This is a genomic window from Bacillus sp. REN16, from assembly GCF_020731355.1.
Classification (GTDB): domain Bacteria; phylum Bacillota; class Bacilli; order Bacillales; family Bacillaceae_L; genus Ferdinandcohnia.
On the sequence record NZ_JAJFZK010000013.1, the window covers coordinates 1 to 26192 of the forward strand.

Annotated in this window: 27 protein-coding genes, 1 rRNA gene and 3 pseudogenes; 28 read left to right on the forward strand and 3 right to left on the reverse strand. The window is 39.1% G+C overall.

The window, feature by feature from the left end:
- Window positions 1-120: 120 nt before the first annotated feature.
- Window positions 121-236 (forward strand): 5S ribosomal RNA (gene rrf, locus LKW28_RS17275).
- Window positions 237-448: 212 nt separating this feature from the next.
- Here the strand turns inward: rrf and LKW28_RS17280 are convergent.
- Entirely contained in the window at window positions 449-1276 is an 828-nt protein-coding gene (locus LKW28_RS17280; RefSeq protein WP_229141661.1) for a hypothetical protein, read from the reverse strand.
- Window positions 1277-1352: 76 nt separating this feature from the next.
- Window positions 1353-1754: a rhodanese-like domain-containing protein gene (locus tag LKW28_RS17285; RefSeq protein ID WP_229141663.1), complete on the reverse strand. Its 402-nt coding sequence runs from the start codon at window positions 1752-1754 to the stop codon at window positions 1353-1355.
- A 125-nt stretch (window positions 1755-1879) separates the two neighbouring features.
- Here LKW28_RS17285 and LKW28_RS17290 point away from each other — a divergent pair, with 125 nt between their 5' ends.
- The 6 genes and pseudogenes from LKW28_RS17290 (at window position 1880) to LKW28_RS17315 (ending at window position 8109) form a co-directional block, all read left to right on the forward strand.
- Entirely contained in the window at window positions 1880-2716 is an 837-nt protein-coding gene (locus LKW28_RS17290; RefSeq protein ID WP_229141664.1) for a lipoate--protein ligase family protein, read from the forward strand.
- 340 nt (window positions 2717-3056) lie between these two features.
- A pseudogene (locus tag LKW28_RS17295) lies at window positions 3057-3845 on the forward strand (ribonucleotide reductase N-terminal alpha domain-containing protein); the annotation flags it as partial.
- A gap of 224 nt (window positions 3846-4069) precedes the next feature.
- Window positions 4070-4942, forward strand: coding sequence for a helix-turn-helix domain-containing protein (locus LKW28_RS17300; RefSeq protein WP_229141666.1), 873 nt, complete (start codon window positions 4070-4072; stop codon window positions 4940-4942).
- Window positions 4943-5010: 68 nt separating this feature from the next.
- A pseudogene (locus LKW28_RS17305) lies at window positions 5011-6174 on the forward strand (ribonucleotide-diphosphate reductase subunit alpha); the annotation flags it as partial.
- A gap of 279 nt (window positions 6175-6453) precedes the next feature.
- Window positions 6454-7065 (forward strand): annotated as a pseudogene (locus LKW28_RS17310) (ribonucleotide-diphosphate reductase subunit alpha); the annotation flags it as partial.
- A gap of 159 nt (window positions 7066-7224) precedes the next feature.
- The gene (locus LKW28_RS17315) at window positions 7225-8109 is read left to right on the forward strand and encodes a patatin-like phospholipase family protein (RefSeq protein ID WP_229141668.1); all 885 of its coding nucleotides are present in this window, start codon (window positions 7225-7227) and stop codon (window positions 8107-8109) included.
- A 45-nt stretch (window positions 8110-8154) separates the two neighbouring features.
- Here the strand turns inward: LKW28_RS17315 and LKW28_RS17320 are convergent, their stop codons facing one another.
- Entirely contained in the window at window positions 8155-8556 is a 402-nt protein-coding gene (locus tag LKW28_RS17320; RefSeq protein WP_229141670.1) for an SA1362 family protein, read from the reverse strand.
- A 273-nt stretch (window positions 8557-8829) separates the two neighbouring features.
- Between LKW28_RS17320 and LKW28_RS17325 the strand changes: the two genes are divergently transcribed.
- The 21 genes from LKW28_RS17325 (at window position 8830) to dxs (ending at window position 26190) form a co-directional block, all read left to right on the forward strand.
- Entirely contained in the window at window positions 8830-9372 is a 543-nt protein-coding gene (locus LKW28_RS17325; protein ID WP_267498051.1) for a YqhR family membrane protein, read from the forward strand.
- A gap of 156 nt (window positions 9373-9528) precedes the next feature.
- Complete coding sequence (locus LKW28_RS17330; RefSeq protein ID WP_229141673.1) at window positions 9529-10590, forward strand: M24 family metallopeptidase; 1062 nt, start codon at window positions 9529-9531, stop codon at window positions 10588-10590.
- Between the two features lie 37 nt (window positions 10591-10627).
- Complete coding sequence (efp, locus tag LKW28_RS17335; protein WP_229141675.1) at window positions 10628-11185, forward strand: elongation factor P; 558 nt, start codon at window positions 10628-10630, stop codon at window positions 11183-11185.
- A 431-nt stretch (window positions 11186-11616) separates the two neighbouring features.
- Window positions 11617-11898, forward strand: a complete 282-nt coding sequence (locus LKW28_RS17340; RefSeq protein WP_229141677.1) for a YqhV family protein — start codon at window positions 11617-11619, stop codon at window positions 11896-11898.
- Between the two features lie 77 nt (window positions 11899-11975).
- Window positions 11976-12899: a stage III sporulation protein AA gene (spoIIIAA, locus tag LKW28_RS17345; RefSeq protein ID WP_229141678.1), complete on the forward strand. Its 924-nt coding sequence runs from the start codon at window positions 11976-11978 to the stop codon at window positions 12897-12899.
- Window positions 12900-13415, forward strand: a complete 516-nt coding sequence (gene spoIIIAB, locus LKW28_RS17350; RefSeq protein WP_229141680.1) for a stage III sporulation protein SpoIIIAB — start codon at window positions 12900-12902, stop codon at window positions 13413-13415. It begins immediately after the preceding gene.
- Window positions 13416-13430: 15 nt separating this feature from the next.
- Window positions 13431-13637, forward strand: coding sequence for a stage III sporulation protein AC (gene spoIIIAC / locus LKW28_RS17355; RefSeq protein ID WP_010284588.1), 207 nt, complete (start codon window positions 13431-13433; stop codon window positions 13635-13637).
- Window positions 13638-13651: 14 nt separating this feature from the next.
- Window positions 13652-14041, forward strand: a complete 390-nt coding sequence (gene spoIIIAD, locus LKW28_RS17360; protein ID WP_083497253.1) for a stage III sporulation protein AD — start codon at window positions 13652-13654, stop codon at window positions 14039-14041.
- A 36-nt stretch (window positions 14042-14077) separates the two neighbouring features.
- Complete coding sequence (gene spoIIIAE, locus LKW28_RS17365) at window positions 14078-15274, forward strand: stage III sporulation protein AE (RefSeq protein WP_229141681.1); 1197 nt, start codon at window positions 14078-14080, stop codon at window positions 15272-15274.
- A gap of 133 nt (window positions 15275-15407) precedes the next feature.
- Window positions 15408-16058, forward strand: coding sequence for a stage III sporulation protein AF (gene spoIIIAF, locus LKW28_RS17370; protein WP_229141682.1), 651 nt, complete (start codon window positions 15408-15410; stop codon window positions 16056-16058).
- Window positions 16059-16727, forward strand: coding sequence for a stage III sporulation protein AG (spoIIIAG, locus tag LKW28_RS17375; RefSeq protein WP_229141684.1), 669 nt, complete (start codon window positions 16059-16061; stop codon window positions 16725-16727). It abuts the gene before it with no gap.
- A 4-nt stretch (window positions 16728-16731) separates the two neighbouring features.
- Complete coding sequence (locus LKW28_RS17380) at window positions 16732-17349, forward strand: SpoIIIAH-like family protein (RefSeq protein WP_229141685.1); 618 nt, start codon at window positions 16732-16734, stop codon at window positions 17347-17349.
- A 377-nt stretch (window positions 17350-17726) separates the two neighbouring features.
- Window positions 17727-18227, forward strand: coding sequence for an acetyl-CoA carboxylase biotin carboxyl carrier protein (gene accB, locus LKW28_RS17385; RefSeq protein ID WP_229141687.1), 501 nt, complete (start codon window positions 17727-17729; stop codon window positions 18225-18227).
- 229 nt (window positions 18228-18456) lie between these two features.
- Window positions 18457-19803 (forward strand): acetyl-CoA carboxylase biotin carboxylase subunit, encoded by a 1347-nt coding sequence (accC, locus tag LKW28_RS17390; RefSeq protein ID WP_229141689.1) that lies wholly within the window; start codon window positions 18457-18459, stop codon window positions 19801-19803.
- A gap of 42 nt (window positions 19804-19845) precedes the next feature.
- Window positions 19846-20256 (forward strand): Asp23/Gls24 family envelope stress response protein, encoded by a 411-nt coding sequence (locus LKW28_RS17395; protein ID WP_229141690.1) that lies wholly within the window; start codon window positions 19846-19848, stop codon window positions 20254-20256.
- Window positions 20257-20413: 157 nt separating this feature from the next.
- Window positions 20414-20806: a transcription antitermination factor NusB gene (gene nusB / locus LKW28_RS17400; RefSeq protein ID WP_229141692.1), complete on the forward strand. Its 393-nt coding sequence runs from the start codon at window positions 20414-20416 to the stop codon at window positions 20804-20806.
- Between the two features lie 70 nt (window positions 20807-20876).
- Window positions 20877-21743, forward strand: coding sequence for a bifunctional methylenetetrahydrofolate dehydrogenase/methenyltetrahydrofolate cyclohydrolase FolD (folD, locus tag LKW28_RS17405; RefSeq protein WP_229141694.1), 867 nt, complete (start codon window positions 20877-20879; stop codon window positions 21741-21743).
- A 12-nt stretch (window positions 21744-21755) separates the two neighbouring features.
- Window positions 21756-23102 carry an exodeoxyribonuclease VII large subunit gene (gene xseA, locus LKW28_RS17410; protein ID WP_229141695.1) on the forward strand — a complete coding sequence of 449 codons (1347 nt, stop codon included), beginning with the start codon at window positions 21756-21758 and terminating at the stop codon, window positions 23100-23102.
- A complete protein-coding gene (locus LKW28_RS17415; RefSeq protein WP_229141697.1) occupies window positions 23103-23336 on the forward strand; it encodes an exodeoxyribonuclease VII small subunit in 234 nt (77 codons plus the stop codon). It begins immediately after the preceding gene.
- The gene (locus LKW28_RS17420) at window positions 23336-24232 is read left to right on the forward strand and encodes a polyprenyl synthetase family protein (protein ID WP_229141699.1); all 897 of its coding nucleotides are present in this window, start codon (window positions 23336-23338) and stop codon (window positions 24230-24232) included. Before LKW28_RS17415 ends, LKW28_RS17420 begins: the two co-directional genes overlap by 1 nt.
- 68 nt (window positions 24233-24300) lie before the next feature.
- Entirely contained in the window at window positions 24301-26190 is a 1890-nt protein-coding gene (gene dxs, locus LKW28_RS17425) for a 1-deoxy-D-xylulose-5-phosphate synthase (RefSeq protein ID WP_229141700.1), read from the forward strand.
- Window positions 26191-26192: the final 2 nt, after the last annotated feature.

Genomic DNA, 26192 nt, shown 5'->3' on the forward strand with positions numbered 1-26192 from the left:
CTTTGACTTCGACAGAAGAAGCGAAGCAGCCGTAGGATATGGCTTCTGGAGCTAGACAAATCACTTCAAATGAATGTATGAACGTTATCTAGTTTTGAAGGAATGAATCCTTCATCATAGTCTAGTGGCGATAGCGAAGAGGTCACACCCGTTCCCATACCGAACACGGAAGTTAAGCTCTTCAGCGCCGATGGTAGTTGGGACTTTGTCCCTGTGAGAGTAGGACGTCGCTAGGCACTAAAAGATCAACCAATATGGTTGGTCTTTTTTGTATTCATAGGAGTTTTGATGTGTGAAGGTATATCACGAGGTTAAAAAATGATAAATGATATACCGCAAAAGAGTCTAACGGTATATCACGAAGCCGAAAAACGATAAATGATATACAATAAATGCTTTATTTTCAAGTTTATCTCATCTAAATTTCTTACGGATCCTTTTATTTACCTTAAACCAACAAAGCCCCAAGTAACGGTAAAAGAAGCGCAGCAACCCAGAGTGGCGGGAATAGTTTTCTTGATTTTTTTACTTTTTTTGACGGTAGACTAATTTTATATATACTTCTATGTAAACAATTCATGACTGCAAAGATGATGGAGGTTCCAATAAAACTATATAATAGTGTGACCATGTAATAGGCTATTTTTTTATCCGCAAACGGGATCTTAGTTATTAAATATGTCAAAACCAAGGATACCAGGGCGAGAAAAAGCAATGTGCATATGTTCTTTATAAATAGTTTTGGCGACTTTGCAATTGCGTCGCTAACAGTAGTGTCTTCTATAACGATTATGTATGGGGTTAGGCTGTAAACTAGTACAATTAGAATACCTAATAGGGTTAATGGCCAAAAAACATGTGAAAGAAAGTAAAGTATTCCCCCGATTATAAATTCAATTATCGAGAATTTCACCATTCTATCGAAATAGTAAGGGGCTATTTTTAAGATTGAATATGTATTATCTGGTCCTTCTAAAAAGCATTTCATAGAGCCAAGATACATGCTGAGTGCATAGCTTTTTAAGAGAAGCATAGCAATGGTGGCTATGCTAGTAAGCACCCAATTTGAGGCTGTTCCCTGAAAAGTAAAATTTACCTTATCTATTAATGGGATCCCATAGGGTATTGGGAAATCGGTGAATTGAAAAGAAAAAAGGGTGAAACCAATATATACTCCTGTCACTCCGATGAATGTGAGAATTACGTTTACGATGAGTGGGATGAAGATTAGTCTTGGGTGGTAGATGGTATGATAAAGTCCTTTTGAAATATTCAAAGTATCACCTCAGGTTATTCTTTCCATATTCTATCATAATGGACCATGAAAAAACCTATTCCAATGAAGGAATAGGTTATTTTTTCTTTATTTTACCTGACCATTTTTTAAAGCCACCTTGGAGTTGGTAAAGTTCCTTGTAGCCTTTTTTACGAAGTAATTGTGCTGCACGACCACTGCGAACAGTGTTTTGGCAGTATAGGTAGACTGGTTTGTCAGGTCTGATTTCTGTTAATCGTTGTTTCATCTGGGATAATGGGATATTACGTGCTCCCAGAATATGACCCCCGTCAAATTCGTTTGGTTCACGCACATCGATCAGTTGTGCTTTACGGTATCCTTCACGAAACTGTTCCTCGGTTAAAACAGTTACTATTTTCTTTTGGTAGAAGAATGTGAAAAGTGCGTACGCGATGAGTGCACCTAAAACAATTAAAAGTATTTCCAAAATCAATCTACTCCTTTTTCTATCTCTCATTTTCTATTATATTCGTGTGGTCAAAAAGAATCAAAGGAATTCTCTGGAGGTTTTGATTTTGAAAATTAATATTTGTTCTGATAGACTAAGGAATGGCAAATAATATAGAACAAAGAGGGTTTCGTATGGAAAAAGAGGTATGGAGATTTATTGACTCTGGTCATTGTTCGCCGGAGTTTAATATGGCATTAGATGAAGCATTGCTTGATTGGAATAGCGAAGGAAAAATTCCGCCGACGATTCGTTTTTATGGTTGGAATCCCGCGACTCTTTCAGTTGGTTATTTTCAAAAAGTAGAAAAGGAAATAGATTTGGATGCTGTGAAAAAATATGGCCTTGGATTTGTTCGTCGTCCGACAGGCGGAAGAGGGGTCTTACATGATCAGGAACTTACTTATAGTGTGATTGTGTCGGAAGAGCATCCTGAAATGCCTAAAACGGTAACTGAGGCGTACCGTGTTATTTCTGAAGGTGTTTTGCAAGGCTTCCGTAAATTAGGACTTGATGCATATTTTGCGGTTCCTAAGACAGCTGAAGAACGTGAAGGATTAAAAAATCCGCGATCAGCCGTGTGTTTTGATGCGCCTTCTTGGTATGAGCTTGTTGTCGAAGGCAGGAAAGTCGCTGGGAGTGCGCAAACGAGACAGAAGGGTGTTATTCTTCAGCACGGATCAATCCTACTAGATATAGATGAGGATAAATTATTTGATCTATTTAAATATCCTAGTGACCGTGTCAAGGAAAGAATGCAGCGTAATTTTAAAAATAAGGCAGTTGCCATAAATGCATTAAGGGAGATTCCGGTTACGATCGAAGAAGCGAAGAAAGCTTTTAAAGAAGGTTTTGAGGAAGGACTAAATATTGTGCTCGAGCCTTATCAATTGACAGACGATGAAATGGACTATGTTCACGAAATTGAAGAAAGACGATATAAAACAGATGAATGGAATTTTAAAAGATAACGACTTTTTTTAGTCGTTATTTCCTTTGTAAAACGGAAAACTTTGGTATTACTGAGTTTGTTCTATTATAGCTAAATAGCAACCGACAAAATTCTTCAAAAAAGACGAAATAATTTAGTTTACCTAGTTTTTCCTCTGTTTTTCTTTGTATATTATACTATTTTTAGTTTGACAAAATAGATTTTGTTTTAACTGTTTATCAACATGTAGTAGTGTCGAAAATTATTTTAACACTATATATTGATTTTTGTGTTGTCTTTCATATGGATATATGATACTTTAATTTTATCACATTAAATTAAACATAATTGAATTAATAGATTTAAAGGGAGATGTGGGAATGACTGTTGTGCTAGAAAAAATGAATATTAATGTTGAAAGGTTGAACCAGGATATACGCCTTTTTCCTCAGGTCCATCCAATTACGGATGACATGAAGATTACGCATAAGGGCGTATCTAAGCTTGTAATGCTTGATCGGTATACCTTTAAGGATACTGAAAAGCTTACTCTTGCTGAAGGCGACTTTGTTGTTCTAACGATCAAAGAGGATCCAAAGTTTCCAGCACGTGGTTTAGGTTTCATCGTTGACATCGATTGGGAGCAAAAGACAGCACGGGTGCTAGTAGAAGAAGAGTATCGTGGTGTGCTGGACAACCCTGAGGAAGTGGAATCAGGGATTGTAAATCGTTCATTAGATGTTATTGAGAAGCCGCTTGAAATCTTCTATGAGCAAATCGCTAAGAGAAATGCGACTGGTTTGGCTTCTGTTGAGAAAACGGAGGAAAAGCGTCAGGAATGGTTTGAAAAGTTCTATCAAGAGCTAGTGAACCTAAACTTCATTCCAGCTGGCCGTGTTCTCTATGGGGCAGGTGCGGATACAGATGTAACATATTTTAACTGTTACGTAATGCCGTATGTTCAGGATTCTCGCGAAGGTATCTCCGAGCACCGTAAGCAGGTCATGGAAATCATGAGCCGTGGTGGCGGTGTAGGAACGAACGGTTCTACATTACGCCCACGAAACACACTAGCACGCGGTGTTAATGGTAAGTCATCTGGTTCAGTTTCATGGTTAGATGACATTGCGAAATTAACACACCTTGTTGAACAGGGTGGATCCCGTCGTTAACAGCTCGGCGACGTAATCTCGTGAATTGCTGGAACACCCTAAAGCTTTATCAGCTACAACGTGACTGGCAACAGTGAGCGTGAATGCTTGAAAATGATAAGGATGAAACAATGGGCAATCAGCAGCGAAGAGCCTTTGGAAACAAAGGTTAACGTTCAACGACTATTGAAACTTCCTAAAGTTTCCATTGTGATATCTGAATTAAGTAAGGAGGATTACGATTGGGAACAACGGAGGGAGTAAACCACATTCGACGGCGACGTAAATATGGGGCACGAGACAAAGAAAAATTAATCGAATTAATTATAAAACTTCATGACGAAGGCTACAGCCAAGTGGATATTGCAGATATGCTAAGTATTAATAGAGGAACAATTAAGCGATGGAATGATGAACTTCACTTTATCAATTCAAGGTTACCTGGGGAAGCGGGAAAATTAAAATCAAAAAAATATAATTACGACGAAAATTATTTTGCAACAATTTGTACCCCAAATCAGGCTTATATTGTAGGGTATATAACGGGAGATGGGACTATCTTCGATCGTAATAGTTCTAAAAGATTGGTTTTAGCTCTTGCTGAAACAGATAAGCAATTACTTTTTGATATTAGTGAAGAAATGAATATGAGAGAAGTTGTTAAATTCAGAAAGAAAAATGCTGAAAATGAACAAAATAAATTCTCATTGACCATCAATTCCACAAAAATGTGTGATGATTTAATAGCATTAGGGATTGGCCCAAGAAAAACTGGAAGTGAATCGTGGATTGATTTTGGAAACCATGAACTTCAATGGGCATATCTGAGGGGATTCTTTGATGCAGATGGCCATATAAGGGTATATCAAAGAAATGGTTATCAAAAAGCGCGAATGGGCTTTACCGGAAATCCTATTATGCTAAAATCAATTCTTAATTTTCTAAAGGCACAAGGGTTTGCAAAGAAAGTTAACTCTATCTCACACAAACAAGGTTGTTCTGATCTATATCTAAGTAGCATAGAAGAGTTACGCAATATTGGACAACAGCTGTATAGTCATGGTGATATAATATTATTTCGAAAGTATGAAAAATTTCTTTCTTTGATGATATAGTCTGATCTCATGTGAAAGCATGAGAGGATGGCAGAAATGACCATCCCCCTCAAAAGAGGAGTAACAAATCGGGAGCACAAATGATCATGTTACAATCGGATCACCCGGACATTATTGAGTTCATTATTTCAAAAATGCAAAATCCAAGAATACTTCGTTATTTAATGGAAAATACAGAAGATGAAACAATCAAAAAATACGCACAAGAAAAACTTAAATTCACTCCATTTACAGAGCAGGAAGTTCAAATGTACCAAGGTATTGTGAACTATAAACAAATTCCTGGTCTAGGTGGATTTAGTGAAAAAATCATAAAAGACGCTGAACAAAAATTAGTAACAGGCGGAACTTATAGTGTTCATAATTCTGAGTTTTTAACAGGTGCAAATATTTCAGTTTGTATCACAAAGGATTTCATGCAAGCTGTTGAAGGAGATGGCTTATATGAACTAAAATTCCCAGATGTAGAAAGCTACAATGCAGAAGAAATGAAACACTACAATGAAGAATGGCATAAGGTTGGGGACGTACGTGAGTGGGAAAAGCTTGGTCATAAAGTACGTGTGTACCGTAAGATTAAAGCAAAAGAACTTTGGAACCTAATCAATATCTGTGCAACTTATGCTGCAGAACCAGGAATTTTCTTCATTGATAATGCTAACGACATGACAAATGCACAAAGCTACGGTCAAAAAGTTGTTGCAACAAATCCGTGTGGTGAGCAACCTCTAGCACCTTACAGTGTTTGTAACCTCGCAGCTGTTAACTTAGCTGAAATGGTGGATAAAGACACAAAAACAGTTAATTTTGATAAACTTAAGCAAACTGTTGAAGTTGGAATTAGAATGCAGGATAACGTTATCGATGCAACTCCATACTTCTTAGAAGCGAATAAAAAGCAAGCATTAGGTGAGCGCCGTGTTGGTCTAGGTGTTATGGGATTACACGATCTGCTTATCTATTGTGAGACAGAATATGGTTCAGAAGAAGGAAATAAGCTGGTTGACGAAGTGTTCGAAACAATTGCAACTACTGCTTACCGTGCTTCAATCGAGCTAGCAAAAGAAAAAGGAAGCTTCCCATTCCTAGAAGGTAATTCACCAGAGGATGGCAATCGTATCAGAGAAGCTTTAATCAAAACTGGATATATGGAAAAGATGCCGGAAGATATTAAAGAAGGAATCATAGAACACGGTATTCGTAATTCACACTTACTAACCGTTGCTCCTACGGGTAAACAACTTGCCCCCTATATTCGTAAGAATGTAGCGTAAACTTGGCTGTATGCGGGAAACTCCGAGTATCCTTTTGTACCTGTGTGCCGACACGAAAAGGTAAAAATCAAAAGGTGCGGAAAATCCGCAGGGAAGGCGTGGCTGCCCCCTCAACGACTACACGCCGAGCAACCCTGTACAAAACGGGGTTGGTGATATAGTCTGGCCCATATGGCGACATATGGAGTGGGTACTAATAGTCCCACCCTCTATTGATGATAGAGAGTAACAAACGTGAGCACAGGAACAATGGTTGGCGTCTCTACAGGGTTAGAACCTTACTTCTCATTCTCATATTTCAGAAGTGGACGCTTAGGTAAGTTTATTGAAGTAAAAGCAGATATCGTTCAAGAATATTTAGATCAGCATCCAGAAGCAGATCCAAACAATTTGCCTAACTGGTTCGTTTCCGCAATGGAACTTTCACCAGAAGCACATGCTGATGTACAATGTGTCATCCAACGCTGGATTGACAGCTCCATCAGTAAAACTGTTAACGCACCAAAAGGCTATACAGTTTCACAGGTAGAAGCTGTATACGAGCGCCTCTACAAAGGTGGAGCAAAAGGCGGTACAGTCTACGTTGACGGAAGTCGTGATTCTCAAGTTCTTACATTAAAAGCAGAAGAGAATACTTTTGAAGATACAGAAGTGACAACAGAGCAAGAAGAAAAGCCAAAAAGCCGTGTAGTTCTAATGGATACAATCATGGATTTACGTCAAACTGACGTTACAATCGGATCAGAAGTGGGCGATACATGTCCAGTATGTCGTCAAGGGACTGTTGAAGACCTTGGTGGATGTAACACATGTACAAACTGTAATGCACAACTTAAATGTGGACTATAAGTAAACACGAAGAGGGAATCAAATCGATTCCCTCTTTTTTTATGCTCAACAATATTCGAACGTACTAATTCCCAAGCTATCTGATTACAAATGTATAAAGGCATTGTTTTTCTGCAGAACTCCCTTACATTTAAAAAGTAGGGGATTGGGAGGGGTTCCATGTTAATCGATGGCGTTTTTTCGGGTGGCGGCATTAAAGGCTTTGCGCTTATTGGCGCTTATCAAGCAATTGAGGCTAGGGGATTAACCTTTAAACGAATGGCTGGAACGAGTGCAGGTTCATTAATTGCCTCCTTGATTGCAGCGGGTTACACAAGTAGTGAGATTATTGACCTCATGGAAGAATTAAACCTCAGTGATTTTTTAGATCAACGAAAAGCCCTCTTACCCACACCTTTGGCTAAATGGCTTCTTTTATATTGGCGGCTTGGTTTATATAAAGGCGATATGTTAGAGAAATGGATTTATCAAAAGCTCCGCGCAAAGGGTGTCGTGACCTTTCAAAACCTTCCTCAAGGTCGTTTAAGAATAATTGCCTCCGACTTAACGAATGGACGAATCATGGTGTTGCCCGATGATTTAGAACGTTATGGCATTCATCCAGCATCGTTTCCAGTTGCTAAAGCGGTTCGGATGAGTTGCAGCCTCCCTTATTTTTTTGAACCTGTCCGTTTAAAAGACTATCAAGGAAACTCAATTGTTGTGGATGGCGGGGTATTGTCCAATTTCCCAATTTGGCTTTTTGATGAGGAAAAAAAGCTAAAAAAACGCCCTGTCCTAGGAATCAAGCTGAGCGGAAATAGTCAGCAGCAAAAACAAAATAAAATTAATAATGCCTTCGATATGTTTGGAGCCCTTTTCGAAACGATGAAAAATGCCCATGATGGACGCTATATTTCACGTCGGCATGAAAAAAATATCATTTTTATTCCAATTGAAAGTGGTTTGACTACAGAATTTGGTGTCACGGATGAAAAGAAGCAGGAACTTATTCGAGTTGGGAGAACCCGAGCAGAATCGTTTTTACGCACCTGGGGTTACTAAAAGAAGAATCAAAAAAACTTTATTCAGCCTATTGCTGAATAAAGTTTAAAACAATGCACGATTCTTCTTTTTTCCCTTTTTTCCTTCAATTACGGTTAGGTGTGTCGGATTCGTTTTTCGCTTTTTATGAATAGACGCTACATTCGACCGTTTTGTCGAACTTGTCGTAGGTTTCTTATTGCCCGCTCCCTGTGCCTTTCTGATACTTCCTGTTTTAAATCGCTTCCTTGATTGTTTAGCTGCGCGTAAATAAGCGGAATGTTCCATTCCTCCCATTCGTCGACTAATCACAAATTTATATAGAAGATAGATAATACCTATGAATAGGAAAATCATGCCTGCCTGCACGAGTAATGAACCCGGACGAGTGAAAAGAGTGTAAACAAATCCAAGTGCACCTAATCCTAGTAAAACCATGACGACTATATTTGATTTACGACGATTCATGAGATACACCTCCTGAAAACTATACTTATATTGTATTAAAAATCAATATTGTTGTTGCTCGTCTATTTCAATTATTAATTAATAATATAAAAATAATAAGTGCTTCTTCTATATATATTCTACAAGATATGTTAATAAACCTCTATGTTAACAACATCATTTATGACAATTTTATTTTTTATTCACTTAAACATTTACTATTGTAACCAGCAATTTCCAATGCTACACATTTTTCAGTAAAATAGATTAAAAAAGTTCTGGACATACTACCAAATGGAGGTGTTATCTGTGGCAGATGCTGAAAAAAAGAATCCAGAACTTGAACAAAACAAAAAAGAACGTGAGATGCCTTTGATTGGTAAGGTTGTTGTGATTGGTTTGTTCGGGGGTATTTTTTGGAGCCTGTTATCTTATTTTACGTATGTTTTTCACTTTACAGAACTGAGCCCTAATCTTGTCCTTAAGCCATGGATCCTTGGTGACTGGAAAAATCGTGTGTTAGGTCAGTTTATTGGAGTTGTAGTGATTGGTATTATATCAATCGGTGTAGCACTTTTATATTATGCTTTTTTAAAAAAATTTCAATCGATTTGGGTTGGTGCCGGGTTTGGTATTGTTTTATGGCTAATTGTCTTTTATGTGTTTAATCCAATCTTTCCGGATATTAAAACCGTTGCAGAACTAAAACGGGATACAGTTATTACTACAATATGCTTTTATATTCTATATGGTGTCTTTATTGGTTATTCGATTTCATTTGAGCATAATGAAATGCGGGATGAGAGGCAAGCAGAGGCCGTCTCTACAAATGAGTAGGTGATAATGGGAAAATTATGATAGAATGTTCTTGTTCGAACATTCTATTTTTAAGGGAGTTTTGACTCCTTGGCAATTGTACGAATTGTCGTAATAGGTGTTTGCGGCTACAAACTTGCTCTTTGTCGAAGTTAGAGCACTTAGGGGGAAAGCTAGATGAGTAAATTAGAAAAATTACGGGAAAGTTTTTCTGGCTTTGGAATCGATGGATTATTAGTTGCCAATAGCTACAACAGACGTTACATAACAAATTTCACTGGTACAGCTGGAGTAGCTCTCATTTCTGAAAATGGGGCCGTTTTTATTACCGATTTTCGCTATGTTGAGCAAGCAAATGAACAAGTAAAGGAATTTGACATTGTGCAGCACTCAGGTCCGATTATTGAAGAAGTTGCTAAACAAGCTGAAAAATTAGGAATTAAAAAGCTTGGCTTTGAGCAAGAGGACCTATCATATGCGACATTTACCGCATATGACAAAGAAGTGAAAGCCGAACTTGTTCCAGTTTCGGGTGCAATTGAAAAGTTACGCTTGATTAAGACAGAATCAGAGATTAAGATATTAAAGGAAGCAGCGGAGATAGCTGACGCCGCCTTTACATATATCTTAGATGTGATTCGTCCTGGTATTACAGAAATTGAAGTTTCAACTGAGTTAGAATTCTTTATGCGAAAACAAGGAGCCACTTCATCTTCATTCGATACAATTGTTGCATCAGGCTTTCGTTCAGCCTTACCGCATGGGGTAGCAAGCGACAAAGTAATTGAAAAAGGTGATTTTGTAACCCTTGATTATGGTGCATATTATAAAGGATATTGTTCTGACATCACTCGTACCGTTGCAGTAGGTACTCCTAGTGATGAACTGAAAAATATTTATGATGTGGTTTTAGAAGCTCAACTTCGTGGCATGGCAGGTATCAAGGCTGGCATTACAGGTAAAGAAGCCGATGCACTTACTCGTGATTATATTACGGAAAAAGGCTATGGCGAATATTTTGGTCATTCAACTGGCCATGGACTTGGTATGGAGGTTCATGAGCAACCTTCGCTATCTTTCCGTTCTGATAATGTGCTTGAGCCGGGCATGATTGTTACATGTGAACCAGGAATTTACATAGCAGGATTAGGTGGCGTGAGAATTGAAGATGATGTAGTTGTTAAGGAAAATGGAAACGAAACGCTCACTTTCTCTAAAAAGGAATTAATCATTCTTTAGACAAAGTTTTCGGAATTGAATTAGGAGGAAATAGTATATGATTTCAGTTAACGATTTTCGTACAGGTTTAACAATTGAAGTAGATGGCGGAATTTGGAGAGTAATGGACTTCCAACACGTGAAGCCTGGTAAAGGTGCCGCATTCGTACGTTCAAAGCTTCGTAATTTACGCTCAGGTAATGTGCAGGAAAAAACATTCCGTGCGGGAGAAAAAGTGGCAAAAGCGCAAATCGAAAACCGCAGAATGCAATATCTATATGCAAATGGCGATTCTCACGTATTTATGGACAATGAATCTTATGAGCAAATCGAACTGCCAGCATCAGCGATTGAGTATGAATTAAAATTCTTGAAAGAGAATATGGAAGTGCACATCATGATGTTCCAATCTGAAACACTTGGGGTTGAGCTTCCAAACACAGTTGAGCTTAAAGTTGTTGAAACAGAGCCTGGTATTAAAGGGGACACAGCTTCAGGCGGTTCCAAACCAGCTAAACTTGAGACAGGTTTAATTGTACAGGTTCCTTTCTTCATTAATGAAGGCGATGTGTTAATCATCAACACAGATGAAGGATCTTACATTTCACGTGCATAATAATAAATAATGATGAGGACTCACCGATTTCGGTGGGTTCTTTTTTTATTTTTGGATGCATCTTCGCAACCGCCCTATTCGGTATATCACTAAATCGAGAAACGATAAATGGTATACCGCAAATGCTCCTATCGGTATATCATTGAGTCGAGAAACGATAAATGGTATACCACAAATGCTCCTATCGGTATATCACAGAGTCGAAAAACGATAAGTGCTATACCGCAACCGCTTCTAGCGGTATATCACGGAGTCGAAAAACGATAAGTGGTATACCGCAACCGCTCCTATCGGTATATCACGGAGTCGAAAAACGATAAATGGTATACCGCAAACACTCCATTCAAGCAACTCCTCAAAATTTCTTCTTCTGAAAATCCCCCCACAAGCATAGGTTGTACAAAAGAAAATGAAATTGGGTGGGGACTTCAATGAAACGAATGTTTTCGATGTTTGATTCTACTGTACTGACGATGGCTGGACTAAGGATCCTATCTGGATGCTTAGAGATCACGGCGGCCATTTTAATGCTGGTTTTTAATGATGTGAAAAAAGCCTTAGCTGTTAATGCGACACTTGCCATTTTCGGACCGCTTATTTTGATCGCGACGATGTCGATTGGTCTAATTGGCTTAGCGGATCAGTTGTCTTATTCAAAGTTACTATTCATAGGGCTTGGAGTTGCGTTTATTTTGTATGGAATCTTCCGGTAGAAATCTGCCTTCGTAGGCATAATGTGTCCAAGCTAGCATACATTGAATTATGAGAGAGAATATGAGGAGTTTACTATATGAAAGAAATAGTCGAGGTTTTACCGAAATCAATCGCTAATCTACTAGCTAAGTATCCTCCAGAACGAACAGACAAAATGGAAGAAATCCGAATCAGGGTCTCACGTCCGCTTGAAACCATTGAGAATGGAGTTCCGATTTTTCACAATTATAACGTCACTGGTGAAGACGCCATTCAGCTCCTGAACAAGCTTGGGCAATACTCCATATATACGCTTGAGGAAGAGCTGAAACGCGGCTATGTCACAATCCAAGGCGGGCATCGAGTGGGACTGGCTGGTAAGGTCATCACTGAAAATGGAATGGTTAAAGCCATTCGCGATGTAACATCTTTCAATATTCGGGTTGCCAAACAAAAAATCGGTGTTGCTGAACCACTTGCACCTTATCTCTATAACTCATATTGGAAAAACACGATTATCATTGGTCCGCCGCAAACCGGTAAAACAACGTTATTAAGGGACCTTGCAAGGATGATCAGCTCGGGAATTGAAACAAGACGTATTCCCGCAATGAAGGTAGGAATTGTTGATGAGCGTTCTGAGATTGCTGGATGTGTAAAAGGCGTTCCACAAGCATCTCTAGGACCAAGAGTGGATGTCCTGGATGCCTGTCCAAAGGCAGAAGGCATGATGATGATGATCAGATCAATGAGTCCTGATGTTCTAATAGTGGACGAGATTGGTAGAGAAGAGGACAGTCAGGCAATTTTGGAGGCTGTAAATGCTGGTGTAAGTTTAATTGTCACAGCACATGGTCATCAAGTTTCCGACCTCTTAAAGCGACCGTCTTTAGAAAAAATAATTAATGCAGGAGTTATTGAGAGATTTGTAGAGTTATCACGCACAAATGGTCCAGGTACTGTAAAAGCCATCCTTGGTCCAACTGGAAAGCAACTTTTACCAAAAGCGAGCGTGAAATAAATGATAAAAATATTTGGTGCTATTTTAATATTACTTGCAACAACATGGGCTGGGTTTGAAGCAGCGCGAAAGTTAAGTGAGAGGCCACGCCAGCTGAGGATGCTAAAAACCGCTTTGCAATCACTAGAAGCGGAAATCATGTATGGGCATGTCCCGTTAATTGATGTTGCTACACATCTATCACGGCAAATCCCTAAACCGATTTCCTATTTTTTCGAGGGGTTTGCAAAACGGCTTCAAACTGGCGAGGTTAGTGTAAAGGTAGCATGGGATGAGAGTCTGAAAGAAGTGTCCAAGCAGACTGCATTTCACCAAGGAGAAATTGAGATTCTTCAGCAGTTTGGTGAGACGCTTGGGCAGCATGACAGAACCTCACAGCAAAAACATATTAAACTTGCGATTACCCATCTTGAGAGAGAAGAAAGCGATGCAAGAGATAGACAATTCCGGTATGAAAAAATGGTGAAAAGCCTGGGCTTTTTGTCAGGATTATTAGTAGTCATTTTATTGATTTAGGGGGAGAAGAAGCGCATGGGAGTGGATGTAAATATTATTTTTCAAATAGCCGGTGTAGGAATTGTGGTTGCCTTTCTCCATACAATCCTAGATCAGATGGGTAAAAAGGAGTACGCCCAGTGGGTTACATTGTTGGGCTTCATCTATATTTTGTTTATGGTTGCAACAATCGTAGAGGACCTCTTTAAAAAGATTAAAGCTGTATTCCTCTTTCAGGGATAAGGAGGGGATGAGCGATTGAGATTATACAAATCGTTGGATTAGGTTTAATTGGAACCTTTCTAGCACTCATTGTAAAAGAACAGAAACCAACCTTTGCCTTTTTGCTAGTCGTGTTTATCGGATGTGTCATTTTTCTCTTTTTAGTCGGAGAAATTGCAGATATCATTCGGATGCTCGAAAAGGTCGCGATTAACGCAAATGTGAACACTGTGTATGTGGAAACCATTCTCAAGATCATTGGAATAGCGTACATCGCTGAATTTGGAGCACAAATTACCAAAGATGCAGGTCAAGGATCCATTGCCTCAAAGATTGAACTTGGAGGAAAAATTTTAATTTTAGCAATGGCGATACCAATTTTAACAGTATTAATAGAAACAATCATTGGACTTATTCCTAGTTAAATCATTGGAACAAATGTTTCAAGGGGGGTGATTGGCGTGACTGGTACCAGAGTCTTTTCTTTCCTGGCTTTATTGCTTTTCTTTTTTTCTTTGCCTCAATTTGTACAAGCATCACCCTCACAACAAGAAATCATCGACGAACAAATTCAACATCAGGTTGAGGAACAGCTCGAAACCCTCGGCATTGATGAAATAAAACAATACTGGGATGAAATCGTAACCGAATACGGGGGGTATCTCCCTGAAAGTCAAAAGGGCAGTTTGCTGGATTTCATCCGGGGCGAGAAGGAGCTATCACTGAAAGAATGGCTGCTTGGACTCGTCAAATTCGTGTTTCACGAGATAATTGCAAACGGAAAACTTTTGAGCACACTGATTATGCTTACGATTTTTAGTATGTTTTTACAAACCCTGCAAAATTCATTTGAAAAAAGTGCTGTCAGCAAGGTGGCGTATTCGATTGTCTACATGGTGTTAATCATCATCGCGCTAAATAGCTTCCGCGTTGCCATTATGTACACGGAGCAAGCAATCCAGTCGATGATCAATTTTATATTAGCGCTAGTGCCGTTATTGCTTGCCTTAGTAGCATCCTCAGGAGGAATTACGTCTGCGGCATTTTTCCACCCGCTCATTTTATTTTTAATGAATACAAGCGGGTTGTTGATTCAATATATCGTGTTACCGCTGTTATTTATGTCGGCCCTGCTGAGCATCGTGAGTACATTAAGTGACCAGTACAAGGTGACAAAGCTTGCCCAGCTGCTTAGAAATGTGAGTATTGGAATCATTGGTGTCTTCCTGACCATCTTTCTTGGAGTGATATCCGTACAGGGGGCCACCACAGCAGTTGCGGACGGGATAACGATACGGACAGCAAAATTTATTACCGGTAATTTTATCCCTGTCATTGGCCGAATGTTTACAGATGCCACAGATACGGTTATAAGCGCCTCGGTCATTTTGAAAAATACAGTAGGGATTTTTGGGTTAGTCATTTTACTATTAATTGCTGCATTTCCGGCGATTAAAGTGCTATCCCTGGCAATTATTTATAAGCTGGCAGCAGCACTCTTACAGCCGCTTGGCGGTGGGCCGATCATCGCCTGCTTGGATATCATCAGTAAAAGTGTGATTTATATTTTTGCAGCATTAGCTATCGTGTCACTTATGTTTTTCTTAAGTATCACGGTTATTATCGCTGCTGGAAACCTGACCTTGATGGTGAGATAGAAAAGTGTAAGGCGCCTGCTTATCGGCGACAAGCATAAGACGAGCGCTGACAGAAGGTATTTTTTACCTTCCGAAGCGATTGGCTTATGACCTCGAGCCCATGGCGCCTGGAACTAGACAAAAGATTTAGGAGGTGAGGACACTGAGTTTTATTGCCGAATGGGTCACAAATATTATTTTATTTATTTTACTTGCCACAATTATGGACATGCTGTTGCCGAGTTCGAGTATGCAAAAATACGTGAAAATGGTAACGGGTCTGTTATTAATCCTAATTATCTTAACTCCATTGTTCTCCCTGTTTAAATCTGATTTGGATCAGGCATTGTTAAATATGAACTTAAAACCGGTTCAAACTGAAAAAAATCTAGAAAATTTAATAGATTTGAAGAAAAAAGAAATACAAGCCTCACAACGTGCATATGCTTTAGAAACAGTGCAAGTCCAAATGAGAAACGATGTTGAAGAGGAGTTGATGACGAAACAATCCAATCTAACAGTTCAAAAAGTTAATATACTCCTAAATAGTGAAATCGAAAACAATGACACTGTTACTTATGATGACATTCAATCAATCGAGGTGGTGTTATCAGAAGAGACTGCCGAGCCAGATGATGTCCCAGTGGTCAAACCGGTTGAGATTAATACCTCCAAGCAGATTAAACCAGTGTATAAAAAAGCAGATCAAACCAATGTCAAAGCAATCGCAAAATCATTATCCACCAGATGGGAAATGGACTCAGAAAAGATTGTAGTCACTGTGGAAGGGGGGAAAGAGTCGTAGATGGAAAAGAAAAAAGGAATTTTGAACACACTCAAAGGGATATTCCCTGGGTCCAAGGATGACCCGCCAGATAAAAAGGGAAACAAGAAAAACCAATATTTATTACTTTTATTAGCAGCTGGAGTAGTCTTTATGTTAATTAGTAATTTATTCGGTGACAAACCATCATCTTCTGTTTTGCCTGCTTCTTCGCAAGAAGTGAGCAGTAAAGATGAGCCAACTTTTGGACAGCAGAAGGATGATGACCTGACAATGGCGATCTCCAAATATGAGGATCGTTATGAAAACGAGCTCAAGGAGGCGCTTGAAGCGATTGCGGGGGTAGAGGATGTCATCGTTTCGGTGAGTGTAGATGCTACTGAAACAAAAATACTTGAAAAAAACACCGTCACCCAAAGCCAAATCACAAATGAGGAGGATAGGGATGGCGGAAAACGACAAGTTGAGGACATTACAACAGATGAGCAAGTTGTCATCATCCGCAGTGGAGATTCAGAAACGCCAATCATCCTGAAGATTGAAAAGCCGGAAATTCGAAGTGTTCTAATCGTTGCTAAGGGTGTTGAGAACGCGAAAATAAAACAAATGGTAGTTGAGGCAGTTACAAAAGGATTTGATGTTCCAAATCATAAAGTAGCAGTTGTACCAAGGAAAACGAAGGGGGATTAATAAAATGTTATTGAAAAAACAAACGGTATGGTTATTAACAATGTTAAGTCTAGTTGTTGTGTTATCTGTGTATTATATTACAACACCTGAAAACAACAATAATGTGGCAGTAGAGCAGGATGAGCAAAAGGATACTGAAAAAGAAAATGTGGAAACAGCCACTGAAGATAAAAATGTAAGTAAAACTGAAAATAAAGAAGGTGCAAGCGTTACTGTTGAAGAGGATGAAAATGGCAATGTGATTTCATCGATTGCAGATGATGAAATGTTTGCTGAGTTACGTCTGCAAATTGATGAGTATCGCAGTAAATTAAGAAGCAATTTGGAAGCACAAACAGCTTCTACTGAGCTTACAGCTGACCAAAAGCTTAAGGCTTATGACGAAATCACGAAGCTAGAAGAAATCAAAACAAAAGAGAAAATTATTGAAACGATGATTAAAAGTAATAACTACGAGGACGCTCTAGTTCGAGTAGAGGGTGATAAAATTAGAATTATAGTTAAATCAAAGGATAGCTCTAGTAAACAGGCCAACGATATTTTACGTCTTGTTCGCAGCGAGATAGGTGACCTTCAAAATATGGCAGTACAATTTGAATTAACTGGTGAAAAAGAAAAGTAATCCATATCTTCAAAGCACGGTAATATCCGCCGTGCTTTTTTTGTTTTCATAAAACAATGAAATTCAGGGAAAGTTTTGTTATGATTTGTATATCGATGATAACGTTTTCGATAAAAAATCTGCACAATATATTGAAATGAACCTTTTAAGTATCGTATCATATTAGTATGTGGTACTAATACTAGCAATAAAATGCTACCTATAACATTATTCTGAAGAAGTCTCCCACTTCTTCAGAATAATGTTAAGTCTCCGGCGGATGTCACAGATTTTCAAAGGTATCTTTTCGAGCTTGCTCGAAAAAATCTGGGCACAAATCCGCCAAGGCGCATTTGATTAGGAAATATATTTTGAGTTATTCACAAGGAGTGTAACGAATGTATAAAATTCAAGAGCTACGCGAGCTTATTAAGTTAGTTGATCAATCAAATATTGACGAGTTTACATTTGAGAGCGAAGGCTCAAAAATTAAAATGAAAAAAAATAAAGAAACAGCTGTTCAAACAGTTGTTGAAAGCAAGGTGCAAGCACAACCTGTTGCTCCAGTTGTTGCTGAAGCAGCTCAACCTGCTGTACAACCTGCACAACCGCAAGCCCAGCCGGCAGAGCCCGTTGCAGCTGCACCAACAGTTGATGAAAACTTACATAAAATTGTTTCACCGATGGTTGGTACTTTCTATGCATCTCCATCACCAGATGCTGATGTTTATGTTCAAAAAGGTGATAAAGTAAAAGAAGATTCTGTTGTTTGTATCGTTGAAGCAATGAAGCTATTCAACGAGATTGAAGCAGAAGTGAATGGAGAAATCGTTGAAATATTGGTAGAGAATGGTCAGCTTGTGGAGTATGGCCAACCATTATTCTTAGTAAAAGCATAAATCCTTGTTCAAAAGGAGGGTGAAGAGGACCGGGTCGACAAAAACGCCACGTCCTGTGGCATTATCGACACTAGCACATCCTGTGCGTCGAAATTTCAAGGCGGCGCAGCTTTGAGTACCGGAGCGTATGTAGTTAATACGCGAGGAACGGAGAAGCAAGACAACGCGGAAATTCGATGCGTCATATTCGGCCGATTTTTTGAACATCACATAAATGAGGAGCGACCGTATGTTAAAAAAGATCTTAATAGCAAACCGTGGAGAAATAGCTGTTCGTATCATTCGAGCATGTAAAGAGCTTGGAATTGAAACGGTAGCTGTTTTCTCGGAAGCAGACCGTGAATCACTCCACGTTCAATTAGCAGATGAGGCCTATTGTATTGGTCCTAAATCATCAAAAGATAGCTATTTGAATTTTACAAATATTATTAGTGTTGCAAAGCTAACAGATTGTGAAGGTATTCACCCCGGATATGGCTTTTTAGCAGAAAATGCAGATTTTGCAGAGCTTTGCCGTGAAGTTAACCTAACGTTCATTGGTCCAAGTCCTGAAGCTATAAACAAAATGGGAACAAAGGACGTTGCTCGTGAAACGATGAGAGAAGCGGGAGTACCAATCGTGCCTGGTTCTCAAGGAATCATCAAGGATTCGGGTGAAGCGATCGCCCTTGCAAATGATATGGGTTATCCTGTCATTATTAAAGCCACAGCTGGTGGGGGCGGAAAAGGGATTCGTGTTGCGAGAGATGAGGAAGAACTCGTTAAGGGAATCAACATCACTCAGCAAGAAGCGGCAACTGCCTTTGGTAACCCTGGCGTGTATATTGAAAAATATATTCAAGATTTCCGCCATGTCGAGATTCAAGTATTAGCCGATAACCATGGAAATGTGATACATTTAGGAGAGAGAGATTGCTCCATTCAACGTCGTTTGCAAAAACTTGTTGAGGAAACTCCATCACCTGCCCTCAATGAAGCAACAAGGAAAAAAATGGGTGATGCTGCTGTTAAAGCGGCAAAAGCTGTTGACTATTCAGGAGCGGGAACAATCGAATTCATCTATGATCACATTAATGACAAATTCTATTTCATGGAAATGAATACAAGAATCCAGGTTGAGCATCCCGTCACAGAGATGGTAACTGGAGTGGACTTAATTAAAGAAATGATTTACGTAGCATCTGGTAAAGAGCTTTCATTAACTCAAGAAGATGTAACATTTAATGGTTGGGCAATTGAATGTCGAATCAATGCGGAAAATCCAGAGAAGAATTTCATGCCTTCGCCTGGAAAAATCGAAATGTATTTACCACCAGGTGGTCTTGGGGTAAGAATAGACTCAGCAGCGTATCCTGGCTATTCAATACCTCCGTATTACGATTCCATGATTGCAAAGCTCATTACTTATGGGGCAACGAGGGAAGAAGCAATTTCAAGAATGAAGCGTGCCCTTAGCGAATTTGTAATTGAAGGTGTGCACACGACAATTCCTTTCCACCTCCGACTTATGAATCATGAAAAATTTGTAGGCGGGGACTTCAATACAAAATTTCTTGAATTGCATGAGGTTATGTAGTAGTACAATTAAGTATAGATCTATTATAGGAGGTGCTTGCTGATGACAGCGGAAACGAATATTTTAGAAATGGATCAAGGCAGCAATGGTCTTGGTAAGGTTGAAATCGCACCAGAGGTAATTGAAGTGATTGCAGGTATTGCTTCTTCAGAAGTTGAAGGAGTCGCATCAATGAGAGGGAATTTTGCTTCAGGTGTTGTTGAGAAACTTGGAAAGAAAAATCATGGAAAAGGTGTTAAAGTCGAATTAACAGAAACAGGCATTATTGTTGATGTATTCTGTGTCATGAACTTTGGCGTTTCCATTCCCAATGTTGCTCGTCAAATTCAGGACAATGTACGTCAAGCTTTATTGAATATGACTGCTCTAGATGCAAATGAAGTAAACATCCACGTTGTAGGTGTCTTATTTGAATCCCAAAAACCTGAAGTTCAGGTGGAAGAAGAGATGTAATGAAAAAAGTGTCTGATGGCAAACGCTATCAGACTTTTTTCTTTTTTATCCTCTATATTAGGGTTGGTTTTTATTTTGAAATTATTTTATGATATTATCATGGTATTAGACTGTTAGTGGGACAAATAAGTTTTACTATACATAAAGGAGAAATAAAATGAAAAGACGTACAGCAAGACAAAAGGCTCTACAATCGTTATTCCAGGTGGATGTAAGTGAAAGTGATCCGAAAGAAGCGATTGAAAGTGTACTGGAAGAAGATTCTTCAGATCCTTTCCTTGAGCAGCTCGTTCATGGAGTTGTCGAACATAAAGAAGAAATTGATACCTTATTACGAGAGCATCTTGAAAAATGGAATCTTGAAAGACTTGCAAATGTAGACCGCTCCATATTAAGAATCGCTGTTTTTGAAATGAAGTATGTAGATGAAATCCCAGTAAAAGTAAGTATGGATGAAGCGATTGAACTTGCAAAAGAATTCGGGGATGACAGCTCAAGCCGTTTTATTAATGCGATTCTATCGAAAATAAAAGATACAATAGTGAAATAAACGTACCTTTATGCTTTGAAATAAGAGAAATCCAACAAATGATTGAATGTATAAAAGGGAGAGTTGAAAAATGGCAGCAGAGATTATTAGTGGGAAAGAATTAGCACAAACAAAACGAAACGAACTTGCTGAGGAAGTACAAAAATTAGCACAAGAGGGAATCGTTCCGGGTTTAGCTGTGCTATTGGTAGGGAATAACCCAGCTTCAAGATCCTATGTAAAAGGTAAAGATAAAGCATGTAAAGAAACGGGTATCCATTCCCTAATGCTAGAATATCCGGATACTATCACCGAAGAATTTTTACTAGGAGAAATTGACCGCTTAAATCAGGATCCTTCTATCCATGGAATTCTTGTTCAATTACCTTTGCCAAATACAATTAATGAAACAGCTGTTATCGAAAGAATCTCACCTGAAAAAGATGTGGATGGGTTCCATCCGATTAATATCGGAAGAATGATGATTGGACAAGATGCCTTCCTCCCATGTACACCATATGGAATTATTGAAATGGTGAAATCAATACAGATTTCAATTGAAGGTAAGCATGTTGTTGTTGTTGGAAGAAGTAATATTGTTGGAAAGCCAGTTGGACAGCTTTTCCTTAAAGAAAATGCGACCGTGACATATTGTCATTCGAAAACGAAAAATTTAAAAGAAATGACTCTTCAAGCTGATATTTTAGTGGCTGCTGTTGGTAGAGCGAATTTTATTCCAGGGGATTATATTAAAGAAGGTGCAGTTGTAATCGATGTTGGCGTAAATCGCCTAGAATCAACTGGTAAGCTTGTTGGCGACGTTGTGTTTGATGATGCGAAGGAAAAAGCAAGCTATATTACTCCAGTACCAGGTGGAGTGGGCCCAATGACAATTACAATGCTACTGCATAATACTGTTCAATCTGCAAAAAAATCTGCCCTTCTGTCAAGAAAGTAGGGATCGGGTAGAATGGATCAGAATCGTTATTTAACGGTAGCAGCCCTAACCAAGTATATTAAGCGTAAATTTGATGCCGACCCTCACTTACAGGATATTTGGGTAAAAGGGGAAATCTCAAACTTTAAAGCGCATAGCCGCGGGCATATGTATTTTACGATTAAGGATCAGCAAGCACGAATTCAAGCTGTCATGTTTGCTGGCTACAACCGTGAATTGAAGTTTACTCCTGAGAACGGGATGAAAGTGTTACTTCGCGGTGAGGTCACTGTATTTGAATCGAACGGAAATTATCAGCTCTATGTAAAAGAAATGCAGCCAGACGGGATCGGAAATTTATACTTAGCCTATGAAGAAATGAAAAAGCGTCTTGAGGCTGAAGGACTTTTTTCACAACAGTATAAAAAGCCTATTCCCAAAATCCCGCACTATATTGGAATTGTTACTTCGCCTACTGGTGCTGCAATCCGGGATATTATTACAACGATTAGACGGAGATTTCCTATCGCTAAGGTAATTGTGTTTCCTGCTTTAGTCCAAGGGGTTAATGCCGGACCTTCCGTCGTAAAGGCGATTCAACAAGCGAATGAATTTGGAAACATTGATGTCCTTATTGTTGGACGCGGTGGAGGCTCGATTGAGGAGCTTTGGGCTTTTAACGAAGAAATAGTGGCACGAGCGATTTTTCAGTCTAAGGTTCCGATTATTTCAGCGGTAGGTCATGAGACTGATGTAACGATTGCCGATTTTGTTGCTGATTTACGTGCACCAACACCAACAGGTGCTGCGGAATTGGCTGTTCCGCATTTGGCGGAGCTTTCAGAACGTTTATTAGTGAGACATACACGTTTATTACGTGCTATGAAGGAAAAATTGGTAAATGATACGAAACGATTAGATACATTGAAAAAATCCTATGCTTTTCGTTTTCCAAAGAATCTCTATCAACAAAAGGAGCAACAGCTTGATCGGTTGGTAGAACGTTTGGAAAGAGAAGGAGTAATGGCTTTCTCTCGTAAGCAGGAGGAATTTCAAAGGCTAAAGCTAAGATTACTGCATAACCATCCAAGTGAAAAGCTTGTTCAAGCAAAGCATAAGCAGGACTATCATACGAAAATGCTTGTAAAGGAATTTACACAAATTTTAAAGCAGAAGCAATATGTTTTTTCATCAACTCTTGCAAAGCTTGAAGCTCTTAGTCCGTTAAAAATCATGGACCGCGGATATAGCCTCGTATACGATCAGGAAGAACATTTAGTGAAAAGTGTACAGCAAGTGGAATCGGGGAATCGAATAAAGGTAAAGCTTACGGACGGTCATCTTGATTGTGAAGTAATTGAAATAGAGGAGAGACAATAAATGAGTGAAGAAAAGGTATTATCCTTTGAGGAAGCAATGGAACAGCTCGAGCAAATTGTTGGGCGTCTTGAAGAAGGGGATGTCCCTTTAGAGAAAGCAATCACTTATTTCCAAGATGGAATGAAGCTATCAAAGCTTTGTCATGATAAGCTTCAGCATGTTGAAAAGCAAATGGAGCAAATTTTGCGTGAAGATGGCGAACTTGAGCCGTTTACGATTCAGGAGGAAGAATAGTGAGGCAGCCAACTGAGGTAGAGCAATTTTTAAACATACAAAAGAATAAGATCGAGGAGCAGCTGCCGAAGTATATTTCTCATTTATCAGCCCCGGAAATCATCAAGGATGCCATGGACTATTCCCTGGAAGCGGGTGGAAAACGAATTCGTCCATTATTGTTATTAGGCACGCTTCATTCCTTTGGAAAAGATGAGAGTATTGGTATGCCGACTGCGTGTGCAGTTGAAATGATTCATACGTATTCCCTTATTCACGATGATCTTCCGAGTATGGATGATGATGATCTTCGCAGAGGGAAGCCCACCAATCATAAGGTGTATGGAGAGGCAGTCGCAATTTTAGCGGGGGATGCGCTTCTGACATACAGTTTTCAAGTAATTACTGAGTCCATGAAAGACCATATATCTGCTGAAAAGAAGCTTTTGCTCGTTACAGAATTAGCGAAAGCATCTGGACCTGAGGGAATGGTTGGCGGACAGGTTGCTGATATGGAAGGTGAAGGAGCTGTCCTGAACCTGGAAGAGTTGGAATACATTCACCGCCATAAAACTGGAAAATTATTAGCATATAGCGTAATTGCAGGGGCGATACTTGCAGATGCTACTAGTGAACAGCTTGATAAGCTATCCCAATTTGCACATCATTTAGGCCTGGCTTTTCAAATTCGGGATGATATTTTAGATATTGAGGGCACTGAGATTGTTCTTGGGAAACCGGTCGGCAGTGATACAGGTAATCATAAAAATACATATCCTGCTTTATTAACTCTTGAGGGTGCAAAGGAAAAATTAACCTTTCATATAGATGAAGCAAAACGGTTTTTATATAGTGTTGATATGAAACATGATATACTAGACTATATGTGCAATCTAATCGCATCTAGAGATCATTAAATATACTTTTTGAACAACCTCTAAAAGTATATTTAAGGCGGAATAGTAAATGAAAGTGAGTGAAACCTTTGGATCTTCAAAGTATTAAAGACCCTAAGTTCCTTAAAAATATGTCATTAGACGAATTGAATACATTGAGTCAGGATATCCGTCAATTTTTAATAGAGAAATTATCTAAGACTGGTGGACATATTGGCCCTAACCTTGGAGTTGTTGAGCTGACAATTGCTTTACATAAGGAGTTTGACAGTCCAAACGATAAATTTATTTGGGATGTGGGTCACCAGTCATATGTGCATAAAATTTTGACGGGACGGGCTTGTGAATTTGATACATTGCGTCAATATAAAGGGCTATGCGGGTTTCCGAAGCGTGTTGAAAGTGAGCATGACGTTTGGGAAACAGGACATAGCTCAACAAGTCTTTCCGCTGCTATGGGGATGGCTGTTGCGCGTGATGTTAAAGGAACGAAGGAATTTGTCGTTCCCATTATTGGTGATGGTGCCTTAACGGGTGGAATGGCATTGGAAGCGTTAAATCATATTGGACATGAAAAGAAAGATATGATTGTGATTTTAAATGACAATGAAATGTCGATAGCGCCAAATGTAGGCGCTCTTCATCATGTTCTTGCGAGATTAAGAACTGCTGGTAAATATAATTGGGTTAAAGATGAACTAGAGCTTTTACTGAAGAAAATTCCAGCTGTTGGCGGAAAGCTTGCAGCAACCGCTGAGCGAGTAAAGGATAGTCTTAAATATCTGCTTGTATCTGGAGTCTTCTTTGAGGAGCTTGGATTTACGTATTTAGGACCGATTGATGGGCATAATTTTGAAGATTTATTTGAAACCCTTGAATATGCAAAGAAAACAAAGGGTCCAGTCTTAGTCCATGTCATTACAAAAAAAGGAAAGGGCTATACCCCTGCTGAAACTGACAAAATCGGAACATGGCATGGTACAGGCCCATATAAAATTGAAACAGGCGATTTTGTTAAACCTAAAAATGCACCTCCAGCATGGAGTGCCGTTATTAGTGAGACAGTTCGGAAGCTAGCCAAAAATGATCAGCGTATTGTTGCGATTACACCTGCAATGCCTGTAGGTTCAAAGCTAGAAAAGTTTGCGGAGGAATTCCCGGAACGTATGTATGATGTGGGAATTGCCGAACAGCATGCAACTACAATGGCGGCTGGTCTTGCAACACAAGGTATGAAGCCGTTTCTTGCCATTTATTCGACGTTTTTACAAAGAGCATATGACCAAGTCGTGCACGATGTGTGTCGTCAAAACCTAAATGTATTCATTGGAATCGATCGTTCGGGTTTAGTTGGAGCAGACGGAGAAACACATCAGGGAGTATTCGATATTGCATTTTTAAGACATATCCCTAATATGGTCATCATGATGCCAATGGACGAGAATGAAGGTCAACACATGGTAAATACGGCAATTCATTATGATGAAGGTCCGATTGCTCTAAGATATGCAAGAGGAAATGGCCTTGGAGTCGATATGGATGAAGAGCTAAAGCTGATTCCAATCGGTTCATGGGAAATCGTGAAACCGGGAACAGATGCTGTTATTTTAACGTTTGGAACAACAATACCAATGGCACTTGAAGCAGCAGAGCGACTTGAAAAAGAGGATATTTCCGTAAGAGTGGTGAATGCTCGCTTTATTAAACCACTTGATAATGATATGATGCATCAAATTTTAGGATCAAATCTTCCTGTTTTAACAATTGAGGAATCAGTGCTGATGGGTGGATTTGGCAGTTCGGTACTGGAATTTGCTTATGATCATGAATATCAAAATGTTAAAATTGATCGAATGGGAATTCCAGATCAATTTATTGAGCATGGAAACGTCAACGATCTGCTCGCCGAAATTGGCATGACAACGGAAAATGTCGTTGAACGTATTCACAAGCTCGTACCTAATAAGAAAAGAGTGTAAGC